Below are 16,951 nucleotides of genomic sequence, written 5' to 3'. Positions count from 1 at the left end.
CTCGGTTCAAGCACCGCCACGATGCTGAACCGGCAAGGCAATCCAGCCCGGCCGGTTCAGTTGTGGAAAACAGCGCAGATGCGGGCGGGCGCTATCGAGTTGCCAGCTGTCTTGCAGTTCCAGCCAGTCTTCATAGAGTCGGCGAAACAGCGGATGGCCGGCCTGATAAACAAACTGCGCGTAATAGCCGCCGGGAATCGTTTTCTGCTGTTTGATCAACGGGAAATCCGACGGCAAGGTGGCACAGGCTTCAAAGATGAAATCCGCGCTGCTGATCATGCCGGGATCGCCATAAAACAGGCCGATGTAATTGGCATTCATGCCGAAGGCGTGTTGCAGCTTCAGCTCGGTCATGAATTGCGCCATGGCGATGGTCATCGCCGAATCCTTCCACGCGCCGACCACCCGTTTGCTCAAGACGGGCGTTGCCGGCAGAAACACCACTTGGGTGGTTTGCGCCACGCGCTGCTGGATATCCTCAGGCTCCTTGGTGGCAATGCCATTCAATTTGAAATCCAGCGCCGATGGCATGCGGGGCCCGTTACGGGAGATCGTGCCCGTCATGTGATCGCGCCAGCCCGCTTCATGCCGCCATTCCCCGGCCGCCATGCCGTAATTGCGGTGGAATGCCTTGGCGAACGCGTGATAGTGCGCAAATCCGGCTTGCATGCCCAATTCGCCAATGGAACTGCGCTCATGCCGCAGCCGGCTGGCGGCATATTGAATCCGGCGACGCCGCACATAATCGATGGGGGTCGAGCCGACATGCTGACCAAAGACATTCTCAAAGTAATGCGGGGAATAGCAGGCAAGGTGGGATAGCAAATCGAGATCGATCTTGCCGAAAAGATGGCTATCGATGTAATCCATGACCCGGTTCAATCGGTCCGGTAGCCAGGGAAAAAGAAAGGGGTCGTTGATCATCATGCCGGAATATCCATCCGCCCAATGCCAGCAGCAATTACGCCAGACAGGCGTCGCCAAGCGCCAATGAATGGTAACGAATCGAGGCAGTATAAGACGCAAATCAAAAGGGCCGTGCGGCCCTTTTGATCACGTCGTGCAGATGGAACCGGCACGCTGGTTTCAGTTGGTCGTGCCGTGGGTCAGCGTTTCCCAGATGACATCGTGCTCGTCATTGGGATCGGCCTTCGGGCGTACATCGTTGACCAGATGCTTCCAGGTTTGCGGCAAATCCACGCCCATGCGGGTGTGATAGGCGTTGTAGCCGCGCTCCATGGTGGCCTTCAACACGGGCGTGTACTGACCATTGCATAAACCGGGGAAGCCGGCCGGCACCGGGAACTTGGCATCCTGCGAGGTATTGGTCACGCCTTGCAGCATCCGCGCGTGGTATTCCAGCGTCGTCGTCAGCCGTACCTTGTTCGGCGTATAGAGATCATCCCCTTGGAGGTAGGCCGTTTCCGCGCCATTGAAGAGTGCGGCCATGCCGAGTGCCACGTGCTGGGTATCGCGGCAGGTTTCCTGTGATACGCCGCTGGTGCTGGCATTGAACACGGTCTGGCCATTCCAGCTGCCCGGCCCGCCGGAGAAGGTCACCGGTTTACCGCCATCCAGACTGGCGTTGTAGATATAACCCGGCACCCATTGCTTCCACGCTGCAATCGCCGCGTTATAGGTGGTGCGGTCGTTATTGAAGACCGCAATGCCGAGCATGGCATCGGCCATGCTCAACGACCAATTGCCATTCTTGCCGGTGTAGAGATTGTTGCCGGAGATATACGGCAGGTATTGGTCATTCAGCATGCGCTGGAAGGTCTGGATATCCGCGCTGCTCCAGCCGGAATAGGTGTAGCGGATGATTTCCGCCGCCGCCGGCCAGTTCTCTGCCGCCCATGCGGATTGCAGTGGTGCGTTCGAATTGGTATGGCCCTTGGTCAAGTCACGCGCCCAGCGATTCATGATCGCAATCGCGTTCTTCGCATATTGCTCATTGCCCGAGATATACCAGAGCAGCGCCTGCGTATAAGCAGCGGATGCGTCCTGCTTTTCTTCAGAACAGCCGTGATCGGGGTTGGATGACGCCCCACAATCCACGACGTGATCGGATGGTGGCCCAAGCACTGTATAGGTCAGCGAACCCAGGCTGCTGTCCCGTGCTTTGGCATAGGCCGTTGCATACGGCTCGACCTTGGCCAGCACCTGCTGCTTGATGAATTGCAGCTGTGTCAGATCGACCAGCACGCCGGGATGCTTGAATCCACCTGGCACGGGTGTGGCGGTGGGCGTCGGGACAGGTGTTGCAGTTGGTTTGGGGGACGCAGTGGGCTGAGGTGTAGGGGGTGGCGCGGGCGTAGCGGTTGGCTTGGGCGTAGTGCTACCGGAGCAGCTACCGGTCAGGGTCCATAACGTCGTCGCTGCGGCCGGATTCCAGCCAGCACCCACATAGGCCGTGTGCGCCTGCAGTGCTTTGTAGTTGTTGCCCAGATACGAAACGACTTGCCCGACGGAATACGTCGAGCCCTCTTGCCATGCCGGCGCGCAGGCTGCCGCCGATGCTGTCGGCGATAGCGCCAAGGTGGTGAGGGCCGTGCAGGAAATAAACGCACAGAGCGATAGCCGCTGTGCCAGCTTGTTCAAACGCATCATGGTTTCCACTCCATCTCTTCTAGTTTGATGTGACATCCTCTTCCGTCCCCCGCCGTTATCAGGATTGCTGTCGGGATTGCCGTTGGCGTAGGCGACGTGCTTGCGGTGTACTGAAAGGCGAAAGCCATCAGCGGGGCAATCGGCGGCATGCATGCGATTGGCGATGTGCGAGCATCCCTCAATCCAATGCCACCCCTTGCTTGGGCTTGATTAAAACATCGGGTCTGGCAGGGGGATGTGTCCGGGATTCCGGTCTTGTTAACGGCGATGCGGGATGTCATTCCGATGGGCGTGAGAGCGCTTTGGGGCGTGGTTCCGCTGCGGCTTTTGCATTGAAATGCCGAATAAAAAGACCACGGACATTGCCGTGGTCTTGAAGGTGGTGGCGAGTTTGTAGGTACTACGCACAGACGCTTGAGTTGCTGCAAGCCCGGATTCTCGCGCTGCCAACGATCAGGACGGGAATTGCGGATAGGACTGCATCTCCGCCTCGCTATCCAGCCACGGCACATCATGTTCGCGCCAGATGTGATATTCGGGCCGCACGCCCGGATCATCATCCAGCGAGCCCATGCGCAGGATCAGGTGCGCTTGCGTTTCACGCGCGGCGACAAGTTGTGTGCCGCAACGAGGGCAGAAGTAGCGGCGCTTGCCGGGTGATGATTCGTAGTTGCTGACCAATTGCTCGCCGCGTACCCAGCGAAAAGCGTCCCGTTCCACGCGGGCAGTGCTGGCAAAGGGCGCGGCATGCGCCTTGCGGCAGGTCTGGCAATGGCAATGCACGATCGGGCCGGCGAGTTGCGTGACTTCGTACGCAATATCGCCGCAAAGGCAGCTTCCTTGCATGGGGTGATCTCCTGATCGTGATGTGGTGGTCAGGCTGTTAGTGGGGTTAATGCAGTCATATCAATCTGGCTGGCTTCTTCGAGATCGTAATCAGCCTGCAGGCCCAGCCAGAATTGAGGCGTGGTTCCCAGCACGCGAGCGAGGCGCAGGGCGGTATCCGCCGTGATGGCGCGGTTGCCGTGCACAATTTCGTTGATCCGGCGCGGTGCTACTTTCATGGCTCGGGCAAGGGCGTTCTGACTGATATGCAAGGGGCCGAGGAATTCTTCGTTAAGCACTTCACCCGGGTGAATGTTTGGCAATTTGGTCATTGTGTTTCCTTAGTGGTAATCGACGATTTCCACGTCGAATGCATGCCCATCCACCCAACGGAAACAGATACGCCATTGGTCATTGATGCGGATGCTGTATTGGCCGGCACGGTTACCTTTTAGTACTTCAAGTCGATTGGCCGGTGGAATGCGCAGATCAGCAAGAGCGTGTGCGTTATTCAGCATCCGCAGCTTGCGACGCGCCACGTTCTGCATCACGACCGGTAGCCGTTTTGATTGTTCGCCTGCCCAGATCAGGGCTGTTTCCCGATCGATGATGTTGTGGATCGCCATGCGTTGACTATAACGGTAAGCGACATATAACGCAATGCGTTATGGGGCGATCCATGCCAGTCAATGCGTCTGTCGCCCTCTTGCTGACCACCAGCAATGTCACGGCATGGTATGACCTATGTTGGTGGAATCACCGTGCCCAGCGGGGGCCATCATGCGTACGAGATATTTATTTGCGACGGCGGTGCTGTCGCTAGCAATGGTGGGGGCAGGGGCGGCCAGCTTCGATTGCAAAAAGGCGCGGGCCGAGGATGAGAAGGCGATTTGCGCCAATCCGGAGTTGTCGAAACTCGATGAAGAACTCGCGCAGGCATTCAAGTCCGCGCAGGCTGCCATGGCCGGTGATACCAAGCGCATTGCCGCATTCCGTCGCGATCAAGCGGAATGGATCAAAGACCGGGCGCGTTGCGGCGATACCGTCAGCTGCTTGAAGAACGAATACGTTGATCGCATTCGCTGGCTGCAAAACCCGGCGCAGCAATATGCCGGCGAGTGGGTCTCCAAGACCGCCAAGATCACCTTCCACGTCGAGCGGGATAGCGGCCGGATTTATGTCGCCCTCTATCCAGACAAGCAAAAGGGGGCCGATCAGCAAGACATGGTGTTCATGAGCATCGACGCGAAATTCTTTCCGGCCAAGGATAACGACACCGGTGAAGATCGCATCGTGATCTCCGCCCCGCAGTTTTCCCGCAACAACGCCGCGCTGAAGAGTACTTGCCGGCAAATCTATCTGTCGTTTGGCACGATGGAAATGATGGGGCTGGAAGCGGATGAAAAATGCCCGCTGCTCAAAGGGCAGGATGGTGATTTCAATCCGTCCACGCCCCTGTTCATTTATGAGCGGAGCCGGTGAAATGGCGCACAAGTCTCACGCCGGTCGAGATGTGATTTATATTGATGCTCATTGCCCAATGAGCGCTGCATGTTCGATAAGCGTGCCTGGTGTGGGGCGCATCCATAGCAAAGGACGGATTAGTGAAAATAACAACGCTTGTGCTGATGTCTTGTTTGTTCTTGCCCGCAATGGGCAGCACCAAAGAAATAGGCAACGTGCCAAAGGAGCAACAGCGTAATGCTCAGGTGGTCAGTCGATACTATTCAAAGCTGATTGCAGAGCCGGCGCCTGATCTGTCTGAGCTGAATCTGTTTGCAACGCTTTTGCCAAAGGGCGGCGATTTGCATCACCACTATTCTGGCGCAATTTATGCCGAGGATTATCTGGATTGGGTGGGCAAGAAGAATTATTGCGTCTATCTCGAAGACCATGTCGAGAAAGGCAGCGACCCGAGTCAGCATCGTTATTTCAAGAAATATCAAATCGAGAGAAGGGAATTCGCAACTTTGCCAAAGCCGGTGCAGGATATCTGTGTTAGTGCGAAGGATATTTTCACCAGCAATAGTCTGGCCGATTTCTATCGTGGCTTGCTGATGAAATGGTCCGATAAGGATTATGAAAATCACTACCACGAGCAACCCGCGCCAGATCAGCAATTCTTTGCCACGTTCGGCTATTTTGGCGGTGTCTCCGATTACGACTACCACGCCGGATTGCAATCGCTGAAAGAGCGGGCCAAAGCCGAAAACGTGCAGTACCTGGAAACCATGCTCAAAGGCGCACCCACCGTCGAGGATGCCGATCTGGATAAAAAGCTGAACGCCTTGAATGCGCAGTCCAGCGATGCGGAGCGGGCAGATGCATTCACGGCATATGCGAACTTCATGGCTGGCGATGCAAAGGCCAATGCGCAAATCGAGACTTATGTGCAAAGTGTGGAAGAAGCGGCGGCCAATCTGGATGACGCGGATTTCAAATTGCGCTTCCAGTCCTATGTATCGCGTGGCAGCACGCCGGCCAAGGTATTTTCCGGCCTGTATTCCGCGTTTGCTGCTTCCAATGTCAGTCCGCTGATTGTCGGCGTGAATATCGTCGGCCCGGAAAATGGCTATGTCGCCATGTGCGATTATTCGCTGCATATGCACATGTTCCAGTTTCTGAAACAGCGCTTTCCCAAGGTGAAACTCGCGCTGCATGCGGGTGAATTGACGCTGGGCATGGTGCCGCCGGAAGGATTGAAGAACCATATCCGCGAGGCGGTGCAGATTGCCGGTGCCAATCGGATCGGGCATGGCGTCGATGTGAGCTATGAAAGCGATCCGGATCAATTACTGGCCTTGCTCAAGGCGCGCAATGTGGCAATTGAAGTCAACCTGACCAGCAATGCCGTGATTCTCGGCGTGAAGAATGAAGAACACCCGATCCAGTTGTATCGCAATTACGGTGTGCCATTCGTGATTTCCACCGATGATGCGGGTGTATCGCGCAATAACCTGAGCGGCGAATACATGTTGTTCATCAGCCGCTACAAGCCGTCGTACATCGAGCTGAAAAAGGTGGTTTACAACAGCATCCGTTATTCGTTCTTGAGTGATGGTGAGAAGGCGGAGCAGATCAAGGTGCTGGATCAGCGGTTTGCGCGGTTTGAGGCACGTGTGGTGACGTTGGTGCGGGCACGGCGGCCGGTTGTGGCGCATGGTCGCGTTGGGGCGTAGGAGCAGTTCAGCGCCAAGCCTGCAATGCCATCTCCGCGCTGAGCGCAAGCAAGGTCCCACCCATCAGTAAACGCTGACCTAGCAGCCAGCCAGGGCGGCGAGACAGAAACTGCGCCATCTTGCCGGAAAATAACGCCATGCTGCCGTTGACCAGCGCAAACAGCACTATCAGCAACGAGCCCAAAAGCAAGGATTGTTGCAGGACGTGGCCGCGCTGGTGGTCGATGAATTGCGGCAGCAGGGTCAGGAAAATCATCGCGAGCTTGGGATTGAGCAGACTGGTGCTTGCCCCCATCACGAACAGCTTGCTTTCACGCTCCCTCGGCAACTGTTCGTGAATCTGCAAGGGGGAGTGACCACCCGGTCGGATGGCATGCCAGCCGATATAAGCCAGATAGGCGGCACCGCCGGCGCTAAGGATGCGAGCCGCATAGGGTAGGGTCAGGAAGAAAGCGGTAATGCCAAATGCTGCGCCAAACATATAAAACAGATAGCCAATGATCACGCCGGCGAGAGAGATGAGCCCAGCCCTCCGCCCTTGCGCAATGGAGCGTGAAATCACATAGATCATATTGGGCCCCGGCGTGATCGCCAGCATGCCGCCAACCATCAGGAATCCATAAAGCGAAACTGCGTCTTGCATCTTGATTGCTTCCATCAGTCTTCTACCGATATCCGTAAAAAATCCCTGCGCACGCCTACTGCAAAACCATCAGCAGCACAGCGGATTTCTTCAATGGCAACGAGTATCAGACGATGAAACAATTTAGTAAAACGCGTTAAACTTAAATGATTATTCAGATTTTCTGATTGGAATGAAAAAGCTGGATTTGGACGTACTGGCCATGCTGGTCGCGGTTGCAGACAGTGGCAGCTTCATTGCGGGTGCCGAGCAGGTACACCGCTCGCCATCCGCACTCAGCATGCAGATCAGGGCGCTGGAAGCATCGCTGGGGAAGCCGCTGTTTATTCGCAATACCCGCAATCTGGCCCTAACGCCGGAAGGCCATACGCTGCTGGGTTATGCGCGCCAGATGCTGGCGCTGCGGGATGAAGCATGGGCCGAGATGGTTCGTCCGGAAATCAGAGGCCGGGTACGCATCGGCATGCCTGATGACTATGCCTCTTCGCTGCTGCCACCGGTATTGAGGAAGTTCTCCGCCACCTATCCCAGAGTAGAGATTCAGGTCGTCGGCCTGCCCAGCCGTGAGCTGGCCCCGCTGATCAAAGACAACACCCTCGATCTGGCATGCATCACCAGAACCAAAGGCTGCCCGGGAGAGTTCATTCGTCTGGAACCCATGAGTTGGGTCGGATCGGCAGCAAGCCGGCCAGTCTGGAAGGAACGCCCTCTGCCCATTGCGGTGTTTGCGGAAGGGAGTGTGGCGCGCGCCAATGCCATCAAAGCCCTGCAGGGGGCCAAGATCCCCTACCGCATGTCGTATGAAAGCCCCAGTGTTCAAGGACTATTGAGCATGGTCGATGCCGGTCTGGCCATTGCACCGATAGCACGCTGCGGTGTGCCGGCACATTTGATCCAGCTGGGACTGGCCGAGGGCTTGCCTCGTCTGGCGGAGCTGGAGATGGTATTGGCTCGCAGCGCACAGTCGGCAAGGCCGCCTTGCGATTTTCTTGCCGAGTTGATTCTCCAGGAGTTGAAGTATTGAAGCACGAGGCTTGGCAATGGTTTTGGGGCTGAAATTGAAAAAGGCCAGCACCTTTGCAGGCGCTGGCCCAATGTCATCAAAGCGGCTTGATCATTACAAACTCAGCGCCAGTCTCGTCCCTGCTTCAATCGCACGCTTCGCATCCAGTTCGCCGGCCAGCTCCGCACCGCCGATCTTGTGCACATGCACGCCCTTGGCGGCGAGTGCGTCGTAGAGCTCCGCCACCGATTCCTGTCCGGCACAGATCACCACTTGCTCGGCCGGCAGGCATTGTTCCTCGCCTTTCACGCGGATATGCAGGCCGGCGTCGTCGATCTTCAGGTATTCCACACTGCCAACCAATTCCACGCCACGCTGCTGCAAAGCCACGCGATGTACCCAGCCGGTGGTCTTGCCGGGGCCGCTGCCCGGTTTGCCTTTCTTGCGCTGCATCAGCCAGATGGTGCGGCGGTTGTGGTGGTGATGCGGCTGCTGCAAGCCACCAGCGGTATCGAGCTGGCCGTTGATGCCCCATTCATCACGGAAGTCTGCCACCGGATTGGTTTCGACGGCCGGTTCGGACAGCATCACGGCGGTATCCACGCCGATGCCACCTGCGCCGACGATGGCGATCTGCTGCGCCGGGGCGACCTTGCCCGAAATCAGATCGGGGTAGGAGACGGCCTTCGGGTGGTCGATGCCCACGATCGGCGGCACGCGCGGGCGCACACCGGTGCTGACGACGACTTCATCGAAACCAGCCAGTTGTTCGACGGATTCGATCCGCGTGTTCAGGCGGATTTCAGCGCCGGCTTCGGCCAGTTGGTAGGCGAAGTAGCGCAGCGTTTCCTTGAATTCTTCCTTGCCGGGGATGTGGCTCGCCAGACGGAACTGGCCACCGATGGCATCACCGGCTTCGAACAGCGTCACGGCGTGGCCGGCCTGGGCGGCGGTCAGCGCACAGGAGAGTCCGGCCGGGCCTGCGCCGATCACGGCGACGTGTTTCTTCTGCTTGGCCGGCTTGATCGCGAATTCGTCCTCGCGACAGGCGCGTGGGTTGACGAGGCAGGATGCGGCCTTGCCTTCGAATACATGGTCGAGACAGGCCTGATTGCAGGCGATACAGGTGTTGATGGCTTGCGGCTTTCCAATGGCGGCCTTGGCGACGAAATCGGCATCGGCCAATAGCGGCCGGGCCAACGACACCATATCGGCCGCGCCGCTGGCGAGAATGGCTTCGCCCACTTCGGGCGTATTGATGCGATTGACCGCGATCAACGGCACTTTCACGTGCGGGCGCATTTGTTCGGTCACCCAGGCGAAACCACCACGCGGCACGGCTTGGGCAATGGTCGGGATACGCGCTTCGTGCCAGCCGATGCCGGTGTTGATCAGCGTGACGCCGGCCGCTTCCAGTGCTTGGGCGAGCTGGATGGCTTCGTCGAGCTTGCCGCCGTCTTCGACCAGATCGAGCATCGATAGCCGGAAGATCACGATGAAGTCCAATCCGACTGCGGCGCGAACCGCATTCATGATCGCGACTGGCAGCCGCATGCGTTTTTCGAAGGTGCCGCCCCAGTCATCGTCGCGCTGGTTGGTGCGATGCACGAGGAACTGATTGATCAGGTAACCCTCGCTGCCCATGATCTCGACGCCGTCATAACCGGCCGCTTGGGCGAGTTTGGCGCAACGGGCGAAGTCGGCGATGGTTGCTTCGATTTCCTCCACCGACAACGCATGCGGCGTGAAGGGCGAAATCGGTGCGGTAATGGCGGATGGCGCGACAGATTCGGGGTGATAGGCGTAGCGACCGGCGTGGAGGATTTGCAGACAGATCTTGCCGCCGGCTGCATGCACGGCTTGGGTGACTGGGATGTGGCGCGGCAGGTCCGCTTCGTCGGCTAGCATGGCGGCATCCGGGTAGATGCGGCCGGCCGGGTTGGGGGCGATGCCACCAGTGACAATCAGCGCTACGCCGCCGCGGGCACGCTCGGCATAAAAGGTGGCGAGCCGCGCCGGGCCGTCTTCGGCCTCTTCAAGCCCGGTGTGCATCGATCCCATCAGCACGCGGTTTTTCAGCGTGGTGAAACCGAGGTCGAGCGGGGCGAGCAGGTGCGGGTAGGCGGGTAGTGCAGTGGACATCGAAGACTCCGTAAAACGTTCGTTTCAAGCACGCTAAGCTTTGCTATGCCAACGGGGTATTGGGGTTTGCATGCAGAGCTTCATTTGGTTTGAAGGCCGGCATGTAGTTGCTTGAATTATGACTACAAATCGGATCGCGCCAAATCGGCAGGCGAGCGGCGATGGGCGACGCATGTTGACGGTAAGTGCAAGCCTGCAGTGCCCGGCATGGATTGGTCGTGAGTGATTTTGCCGGCGGAGAATGAGGCGCTGGCTCGTTTTGGTGCGCCAATAACACAAAACGCACCATAACCGTTCGTCAGTGTGGCGGACTTCCCGTATTCAACCGGCCCCACATTCCTCTGGCATTATGTCGACGTTGATTAAACACTCGTTTTATTTCAGGCGATCACTGGAGACTTAAACCCATGGCAGCACGCCAGTTTCTTGCAGCTGTATTCGAGTGGTTCATTCCGGAAGGCGTTCGGCAGAATCCCATCGATGGCAGCCGGGCGCGCAATATCGTCGGCTCGGCGGTGCTTGCGGCGATCCTCGTGCCGGTGTTTTCCATCCATTACTTCAAGCTCGGCCACTATCCGATGGCATGGGGCATCGTCGCTGCCGGCGGATTCATGTTGCTGGCGGCGTTCCTGATGAAGCTGACCGGCGCGCTGGTGCTGGTGCGCGAATTCGTCTGTGCCACGTTCTTCGGCATGGTGGTGTGGATGTGCTTTGTGAACGGCGGCATCGAGTCATCCAGCGCGCCGTGGTTCCTGCTGCTGCCCGTGGCGTCGATCTTTATCGGCGGCACCAAGAGTGGCGTGTTCTGGACCACGTGTAGCGTCATCGGCATCGCCTTGTTTTCGGCCGCGCATGCCAATGGCTGGGCTTTGCCGACGAGCCCGATTCCCGCTGAATTGCACGCCAGCCTGGTGACCCGTTCGCTGATTGGCCTGTCGCTGGTGTTGCTGGCCTTGGCGCTGATGTTCGAGATCGGCAAAACGCGCAGCTTTGCCAAGATCGAGCAGGCGCGCACTCAAGCCGAAGCCAGCCAGGCGGCTGTGCGGCAAATGCTGGAACAAGTGCGGCGTGCAGTGGCGACAGCATCGAACGAGTCGGCACAGATCAGCAGCCGTACCGATTCGATCAGCGGCACGATGCAGCATCAGGCGCGGCAGACCGATCAGATGGCGGGTGAGTTGGAGAATCTGACGCAGCTCTCGGTCGATAGCGCGGCACGTTCGGCCGAAGCAGCCAGCCAGGCCGAGTTGACCGGCCGGATTGCCGGCGAGGGCGGGGCGGCAATGAGCACCACGCTGGCGAGTCTGGCTGATGCGGCTGGCGTGGTCAGCCTTTCTGCCGAGCGGATCGAAGAATTGGCCCGGCGCAGTGGTGAGATCGGCAACATCGTGCAGGTGATTCGCGAGATCGCTGACCAGACCAACTTGCTGGCGCTCAACGCGGCCATTGAGGCTGCGCGGGCTGGTGAAACCGGTCGTGGCTTCGCCGTGGTGGCCGATGAGGTACGCAAACTGGCCGAACGAACCGGCAGCGCCACGCGTGAAATCGAAGTGAAGATCACCGCCATCCTCTCCGGCACGGCCGAGGCCGGCAAAGCCATGCAGACCGGCACCGAGAAAATGCAAGTCAGCACCGCCAGCGCGGCGGAGGCGGATGGCAAGCTGCGCGAGATCATCGCAGGGGCGCAACGCGTGGCCGGGTTGATCGGCGCGGTGGCCGAGCACGAAGGCCAGCAGGCCGAGCGTTTTCGCGGCATCACTGGCGAAATCGTGGCGCTGCGTAGTGATATGAGCGACGCCAGCGCCTCGACCGGGGCGATTTCCAGCGCGGTGCATACCTTGGATGCATCGGTGCAGGAGCTGGATCGGTCGATGAAGGATTTCCGGGCTTAGCAGGAAAGGCCAGATCAAAATCTGTAGACACAGAGAACGGTGAGAGCACAGAGAACACGGAGAAATGCACGTCTTGTGTAGGAGCGAGCTTGCTCGCGATAGCGCTGTTTGATTCACCATTGCCATCGCGAGCAAGCTCGCTCCTACAAAAACCTCGTTTTTCTCACTGTTCTCTGTGTACTCCGTGTTCTCTGTGTCTACAGGTGTGTTGTTGGTTTTCTCCGTGAGCCTCTGTGTTCTCTGTGCCCTCTGTGGTTCAAGACTTGGGTTTACAATACCGGCCATGTCCGAATTGAACCCCTCCGGCCGCAAGGGCCGTTTTATCAGCGTTGAAGGCGTCGACGGCGCCGGCAAGAGCACACAACTCGCCTGGTTGGCCGATTGGCTTACCACGCAAGGCATCCATTTCATCAGCACCCGCGAACCCGGCGGTACGCCGCTGGGTGAAAAACTGCGGGCGTTGCTGCTGTCCGAACCGATGCATCTCGAAACCGAAGCGCTGCTGATGTTTGCCGGCCGGCGTGAACATCTGGCTCAAGTGATCGAGCCAGCACTGCAGCGCGGTGACTGGGTGCTGTGCGATCGGTTTACCGATGCCACCTTTGCCTATCAGGGCGGCGGGCGCGGTTTGCCGCTGGAGAAATTCGCCGCGCTGGAACAGTGGGTCCAAGGCCGCGACGAAGGGGTGCTACAGCCGGATCTGACCCTGCTGTTCGACGTGCCACCCGAAGTCAGCGCCGCGCGCATGGCCAATGGCCGGGTGCTGGATCGCTTCGAGCAAGAAGCAGCCGATTTCCACACCCGCGTGCGCAACGCCTATTTGCAACGCGCAGCCGCTGATCCGGCTCGCATCAAGGTCATCGATGCCAATCGCACTGTCGAGGCCATTCAGCACGAACTGGCGGCGCAGCTTCCGCAATGGCTGGGTTCAGTCACCCAGATCAATCGAGCCAGCCGATGAACCCGCTCGACCTGTATCCGTGGCAGCACGAAGCGTGGGCACAGCTGCTGCACAACCCGGCGCGCTTGCCGCATGCCTTGTTGCTTACCGGCGAACCGGGCCTGGGCAAACGGCGCTTTGCCGAGCGTCTGGCGGCGTGGTTCCTGTGCGAAACGCCTGATCGCGCCCAAGCGCCATGTGGCGTCTGCGAGGGCTGCCGCTGGTATCTCGCCGGCAACCATCCCGATTTCCGCCTTTTGTCGCCCGAAGATGGCGAAGGTGAAGACGAAGACGGGAAAGCGAAGAAAAAGCAGACCATCATCAACGTGGACAACGTGCGCGAGCTGACTGATTTCGTGCAGCTCACGTCGCACCGTGGCGGTAGTCGCGTCACCATCGTTTATCCGGCGGAAAGCATGAATCTGGCCGCCGCCAATGCCTTTCTGAAAACGCTGGAAGAGCCGCCGCAAGGGGCACGTTTCATTCTGGTTTCGCATCATTGGCGTCGCCTGCTGCCAACCATTCGCAGCCGTTGCCGGGTGTTTCCGCTGCCACCGCCGGATCGTCAGGTGGCCGGGCAATGGTTGGCTGGTCAGGGTGTCGTCAGCCCGGAATTGCATCTGGCCCACACTGGCGGCGCGCCGCTGGCCGCGCTGGAAGATGCCAGCGCCGAATGGTTGCCGGTGCGTACCAGCTTCCTGGATCATCTGTCCAACCCCGGTGGGCTCGACGTTCTGGCCGTTGCCGCCGAGCTGGATCGCGCCAAGATCGAGATGGCGTTATTGATCGAATGGCTGCAAAAATGGATACATGACCTTGTCAGCTTGGGATTGGCAGGCCATATTCGTTATTATCCGGACTACCACAACGCGCTGTTGCGGCTGGCGCCACGTGCGGCAGGCATGACCGGATATGCTGAAAAACTGCAGGACGCGCGCAAACTTGCTCATCATCCGCTCAATGCGCGGCTTGTCCTGGAATCGTTGCTGTTTGAATATCTCGCCGCTTTGAAAAGCGCCGGGGGAGCGAAATGACAGAAGTCCTCAAGCCAGCACCGGCGACCCGCCCGGGCGTGCTGTCGCTGAACATCAAGGAAAAGGCCGCGTTGTATGCGTCCTATATGCCCTTCATCAAAGGCGGCGGCATCTTCATTCCGACCGCCAAGCCGTACAAGCTCGGCGATGAAGTGTTCATGCTGCTGTCGCTGTTGGACGATCCGGCCAAGATCGCCGTATCCGGCCACGTGGTGTGGATTACCCCGGGTGGCGCGCACAACAATCACCAGCAGGGGGTCGGCGTGCAGTTCTCCGGCAACGAGGCGGGTGCGCAGGCGCGCAACAAGATCGAAGGTCTGCTGGGCGGGTATCTCCAGTCGTCACGCACTACGCATACGATGTGAAACGCGCACTTGTTGCGTAGAATCGAAGGCCGCACTTGTTGCGGCCTTTGTACTTTCCAGCATCCATTTCCTCTCCCAAGCCCGGCTATGGCATGTGCAGGGAGAAAACCAGTTTTTTCCGAGTAGCCGATGTTTGTCGATTCGCACTGCCACCTCAATTTTCCCGAACTCGTCGAACACCTCGACGACCGCCTGACCGCCATGGCGGACAACAAGGTCAGCCATGCGCTGGTCGTCGCGGTCAATCAGCCGGAATACCCGAGCGTGCTGGCGCTGGCCGAAGCGCAGCCGCACTTGTACGCATCGGTTGGCGTGCATCCGGATTACGAAGATGTGGTCGAACCGACGGTCGAGTGGCTGGTGGCCGAGGCGCAGCACCCCAAGGTGATCGCAATCGGCGAAACCGGGCTCGATTACTACCGTCTCACCGGCGATCTTGATTGGCAGCGCGAGCGTTTCCGCGTGCATATCCGTGCCGCCAAGCAAACCGGCCTGCCGCTGATCATCCACACCCGTTCCGCCTCCGCAGACACCATTCGCATCCTGCGTGAAGAAGGCGAGGGCAAGGTCAACGGCGTGATGCATTGCTTCACCGAGAGTTGGGAAGTGGCGCGGGCCGCGATGGAGCTGGGTTTCTATATTTCCTTCTCCGGCATCGTCACCTTCAAGAAGGCCGAAGAACTCAAGGAAGTCGCCAAGCGCGTGCCGCTGGAGCGCATGCTGATCGAAACCGATTCGCCCTACCTTGCGCCGATGCCGTTCCGTGGCAAGACCAATCAACCGGCCTGGGTGAAGCACGTGGCAGAACATATCGCCGATCTGCGCGGCATCAGCGTGGCCGAGGTGGCCGACGCGACGACCCGCAATTTCTTCACCCTGTTTGCAAAGGCGAAGCAGTCATGAGTCTGCCGGTTGAAATCACCCTACTTGGTGTCGGTTCCAGCGGCGGTACCCCGGCGCTGGGCTGCACCTGCGCCACTTGCACCTCGACCAACCCGAAGAACAAACGCACCCGTGCCTCCGCCGTGTTTCGCGCTGGCGGTCAGACCTTCCTGATCGATACCGGGGCCGACCTGCGCCAGCAATCGATGCGCGAAAACCTGCTGCATGTCGATGCGGTGCTCTACACCCATCCGCATGCCGACCACCTGCACGGCATCGATGACCTGCGCGCTTTCTGCTGGCTGCAAAAGGCCGCGCTGCCGGTGTTCGGCAATACCTTGATGGTTGAACACATCAGCAGCCGGTTCTCCTACACGCTGCTCTCGCCCAACAACTTCTGGGATAAGCCGGTGCTGACGCTGAACGAGATCGGCGATGCGCCGTTCGAATTCGGCGGTGTCACCATCACGCCGATTCCGGTACTGCACGGCAAATGGCCGATCCACGGCTACCGCATCGGCAATGCGGCCTATATCACCGATGTGTCGGAAATCCCGGAGGCCAGCTTCGAGCGCTTGCACGGTTTGGACGTGCTGTTTCTGGATTGCCTGCGCGAAAACCCGCACCCGACGCACTTCGGCGTTGAACAAGCACTTACCGCCGCCAAGCGCATCGGCGCCAAGCGCACGGTGTTGATCCATATGACCCACGAACTGAGCCACGAAGCACTCTCCGCCCGGATGCCGGCAGGCATCGAAGTGGGCTACGACGGCTTGCGGGTGGAGATTTAGAGCCTGTTTCAGCCGATATTCGCTTCGCGTTGCCACCATGAGTGCCCGGCAGCGCGAAGCGAGGAGGAAATGTAGTGATCTACATGACGACAAAACGACAAAGCTGCCGGGCACTCATGGTGGCAACCCAAAGGGCCGGTGTCGCTTTGGATGCGATTCAGCGTTATGGGCCGCTAGCAGTCGATCGGACTGCGGCGCGTCCCATGCCTTGCCTCGCATCCAGATCGACGCCGGCGCGATTCGAATATCGGCTGAAACAGGCTCTCACATGACCCAATCCCTCAACGTCCTCGGCCAGCCGCTGATCCCGTGCAGTCTTGATCCGCTGACCGGCTTCCTGCGCGACGGCTGCTGCAGCGATCATGCCGATGATTCAGGAAAACACACCGTTTGCGCGCGGATGACTGCCGAATTCCTGGCGTTCTCCAAGGCGCAGGGCAACGACCTTTCCACCCCACGCCCGGAGTGGGGTTTTGCCGGCCTCAAACCCGGCGATCAATGGTGCCTGTGTGCACCGCGCTGGATCGAAGCGCTGCTGGAAGGCCATGCGCCCAGGATCGTGCTGGCTGCGACCGACGAATCGATTCTCGAACACGTCTCGCTGGAGACCTTGGTCGAGTACGCAGTGGATAAGCTCGGCTAAGC

17 protein-coding genes are annotated in these 16,951 nt (G+C 59.0%); 10 read left to right on the top strand and 7 right to left on the bottom strand.

Annotation, left to right across the window (positions count from 1 at the left end; all coding sequences use genetic code 11):
• Positions 1–6 precede the first annotated feature (6 nt).
• The 5 genes from BR41_RS12895 to BR41_RS12875 form a co-directional block, all read right to left on the bottom strand.
• The gene (locus BR41_RS12895; protein ID WP_035057296.1) at positions 7–870 is read right to left on the bottom strand and encodes a helix-turn-helix domain-containing protein; all 864 of its coding nucleotides are present in this window, start codon (positions 868–870) and stop codon (positions 7–9) included.
• 216 nt (positions 871–1,086) lie between these two features.
• Positions 1,087–2,610 carry a carbohydrate-binding protein gene (locus tag BR41_RS12890; protein WP_169741299.1) on the bottom strand — a complete coding sequence of 508 codons (1,524 nt, stop codon included), beginning with the start codon at positions 2,608–2,610 and terminating at the stop codon, positions 1,087–1,089.
• Positions 2,611–3,063: 453 nt separating this feature from the next.
• A complete protein-coding gene (locus BR41_RS12885) occupies positions 3,064–3,456 on the bottom strand; it encodes a GFA family protein (protein ID WP_035057294.1) in 393 nt (130 codons plus the stop codon).
• Between the two features lie 29 nt (positions 3,457–3,485).
• Positions 3,486–3,767 carry a HigA family addiction module antitoxin gene (locus tag BR41_RS12880; RefSeq protein WP_035057291.1) on the bottom strand — a complete coding sequence of 94 codons (282 nt, stop codon included), beginning with the start codon at positions 3,765–3,767 and terminating at the stop codon, positions 3,486–3,488.
• A gap of 9 nt (positions 3,768–3,776) precedes the next feature.
• Positions 3,777–4,061, bottom strand: a complete 285-nt coding sequence (locus BR41_RS12875) for a type II toxin-antitoxin system RelE/ParE family toxin (protein ID WP_035057289.1) — start codon at positions 4,059–4,061, stop codon at positions 3,777–3,779.
• 154 nt (positions 4,062–4,215) lie between these two features.
• Here BR41_RS12875 and BR41_RS12870 point away from each other — a divergent pair, with 154 nt between their 5' ends.
• Positions 4,216–4,917 carry a lysozyme inhibitor LprI family protein gene (locus BR41_RS12870; RefSeq protein WP_169741298.1) on the top strand — a complete coding sequence of 234 codons (702 nt, stop codon included), beginning with the start codon at positions 4,216–4,218 and terminating at the stop codon, positions 4,915–4,917.
• A gap of 323 nt (positions 4,918–5,240) precedes the next feature.
• Complete coding sequence (locus tag BR41_RS12865; RefSeq protein WP_169741297.1) at positions 5,241–6,614, top strand: adenosine deaminase family protein; 1,374 nt, start codon at positions 5,241–5,243, stop codon at positions 6,612–6,614.
• 7 nt (positions 6,615–6,621) lie between these two features.
• Here BR41_RS12865 and BR41_RS12860 read toward each other — a convergent pair whose 3' ends face one another.
• A complete protein-coding gene (locus tag BR41_RS12860) occupies positions 6,622–7,272 on the bottom strand; it encodes a LysE family translocator (RefSeq protein WP_211251740.1) in 651 nt (216 codons plus the stop codon).
• A gap of 157 nt (positions 7,273–7,429) precedes the next feature.
• On the opposite strand from BR41_RS12860, the gene BR41_RS12855 reads away from it, so the two are divergent.
• The gene (locus BR41_RS12855; protein ID WP_035057283.1) at positions 7,430–8,281 is read left to right on the top strand and encodes a LysR substrate-binding domain-containing protein; all 852 of its coding nucleotides are present in this window, start codon (positions 7,430–7,432) and stop codon (positions 8,279–8,281) included.
• A gap of 93 nt (positions 8,282–8,374) precedes the next feature.
• Here the strand turns inward: BR41_RS12855 and BR41_RS12850 are convergent, their stop codons facing one another.
• A complete protein-coding gene (locus BR41_RS12850; RefSeq protein WP_035057280.1) occupies positions 8,375–10,402 on the bottom strand; it encodes an NADPH-dependent 2,4-dienoyl-CoA reductase in 2,028 nt (675 codons plus the stop codon).
• Between the two features lie 407 nt (positions 10,403–10,809).
• On the opposite strand from BR41_RS12850, the gene BR41_RS12845 reads away from it, so the two are divergent.
• The 7 genes from BR41_RS12845 (at position 10,810) to BR41_RS12815 (ending at position 16,949) form a co-directional block, all read left to right on the top strand.
• Positions 10,810–12,294 carry a methyl-accepting chemotaxis protein gene (locus BR41_RS12845; RefSeq protein ID WP_035057278.1) on the top strand — a complete coding sequence of 495 codons (1,485 nt, stop codon included), beginning with the start codon at positions 10,810–10,812 and terminating at the stop codon, positions 12,292–12,294.
• 283 nt (positions 12,295–12,577) lie between these two features.
• Positions 12,578–13,255 (top strand): dTMP kinase, encoded by a 678-nt coding sequence (gene tmk, locus BR41_RS12840; RefSeq protein ID WP_035057275.1) that lies wholly within the window; start codon positions 12,578–12,580, stop codon positions 13,253–13,255.
• Positions 13,252–14,268, top strand: coding sequence for a DNA polymerase III subunit delta' (gene holB, locus BR41_RS12835; RefSeq protein WP_035057272.1), 1,017 nt, complete (start codon positions 13,252–13,254; stop codon positions 14,266–14,268). The genes tmk and holB overlap by 4 nt, the downstream gene beginning before the upstream one ends.
• Positions 14,265–14,633 carry a PilZ domain-containing protein gene (locus tag BR41_RS12830; RefSeq protein WP_035057269.1) on the top strand — a complete coding sequence of 123 codons (369 nt, stop codon included), beginning with the start codon at positions 14,265–14,267 and terminating at the stop codon, positions 14,631–14,633. Before holB ends, BR41_RS12830 begins: the two co-directional genes overlap by 4 nt.
• Positions 14,634–14,762: 129 nt before the next feature.
• Entirely contained in the window at positions 14,763–15,536 is a 774-nt protein-coding gene (locus BR41_RS12825) for a TatD family hydrolase (protein ID WP_035057266.1), read from the top strand.
• A complete protein-coding gene (locus tag BR41_RS12820; protein WP_035057263.1) occupies positions 15,533–16,306 on the top strand; it encodes an MBL fold metallo-hydrolase in 774 nt (257 codons plus the stop codon). Before BR41_RS12825 ends, BR41_RS12820 begins: the two co-directional genes overlap by 4 nt.
• Before the next feature lie 268 nt (positions 16,307–16,574).
• Complete coding sequence (locus BR41_RS12815; protein WP_035057261.1) at positions 16,575–16,949, top strand: DUF2237 family protein; 375 nt, start codon at positions 16,575–16,577, stop codon at positions 16,947–16,949.
• Positions 16,950–16,951: the final 2 nt, after the last annotated feature.

Source organism: Andreprevotia chitinilytica DSM 18519 (assembly GCF_000711875.1).
Lineage (GTDB): Bacteria > Pseudomonadota > Gammaproteobacteria > Burkholderiales > Chitinibacteraceae > Andreprevotia > Andreprevotia chitinilytica.
This window is presented reverse-complemented; position numbering and strand designations above follow the sequence as displayed.

Coding starts and splice junctions, on each gene's coding strand:
- BR41_RS12885 (WP_035057294.1), bottom strand. CDS start 3,456: ATGCAAGGAAGCTGCCTTTGCGGCGATATTGCGTACGAAGTCACGCAA.
- BR41_RS12855 (WP_035057283.1), top strand. CDS start 7,430: ATGAAAAAGCTGGATTTGGACGTACTGGCCATGCTGGTCGCGGTTGCA.
- BR41_RS12895 (WP_035057296.1), bottom strand. CDS start 870: ATGGATTACATCGATAGCCATCTTTTCGGCAAGATCGATCTCGATTTG.
- BR41_RS12830 (WP_035057269.1), top strand. CDS start 14,265: ATGACAGAAGTCCTCAAGCCAGCACCGGCGACCCGCCCGGGCGTGCTG.
- BR41_RS12845 (WP_035057278.1), top strand. CDS start 10,810: ATGGCAGCACGCCAGTTTCTTGCAGCTGTATTCGAGTGGTTCATTCCG.
- BR41_RS12870 (WP_169741298.1), top strand. CDS start 4,216: ATGCGTACGAGATATTTATTTGCGACGGCGGTGCTGTCGCTAGCAATG.
- BR41_RS12820 (WP_035057263.1), top strand. CDS start 15,533: ATGAGTCTGCCGGTTGAAATCACCCTACTTGGTGTCGGTTCCAGCGGC.
- BR41_RS12825 (WP_035057266.1), top strand. CDS start 14,763: ATGTTTGTCGATTCGCACTGCCACCTCAATTTTCCCGAACTCGTCGAA.
- tmk (WP_035057275.1), top strand. CDS start 12,578: ATGTCCGAATTGAACCCCTCCGGCCGCAAGGGCCGTTTTATCAGCGTT.
- BR41_RS12880 (WP_035057291.1), bottom strand. CDS start 3,767: ATGACCAAATTGCCAAACATTCACCCGGGTGAAGTGCTTAACGAAGAA.
- holB (WP_035057272.1), top strand. CDS start 13,252: ATGAACCCGCTCGACCTGTATCCGTGGCAGCACGAAGCGTGGGCACAG.
- BR41_RS12890 (WP_169741299.1), bottom strand. CDS start 2,610: ATGATGCGTTTGAACAAGCTGGCACAGCGGCTATCGCTCTGTGCGTTT.
- BR41_RS12860 (WP_211251740.1), bottom strand. CDS start 7,272: ATGGAAGCAATCAAGATGCAAGACGCAGTTTCGCTTTATGGATTCCTG.
- BR41_RS12850 (WP_035057280.1), bottom strand. CDS start 10,402: ATGTCCACTGCACTACCCGCCTACCCGCACCTGCTCGCCCCGCTCGAC.
- BR41_RS12815 (WP_035057261.1), top strand. CDS start 16,575: ATGACCCAATCCCTCAACGTCCTCGGCCAGCCGCTGATCCCGTGCAGT.
- BR41_RS12875 (WP_035057289.1), bottom strand. CDS start 4,061: ATGGCGATCCACAACATCATCGATCGGGAAACAGCCCTGATCTGGGCA.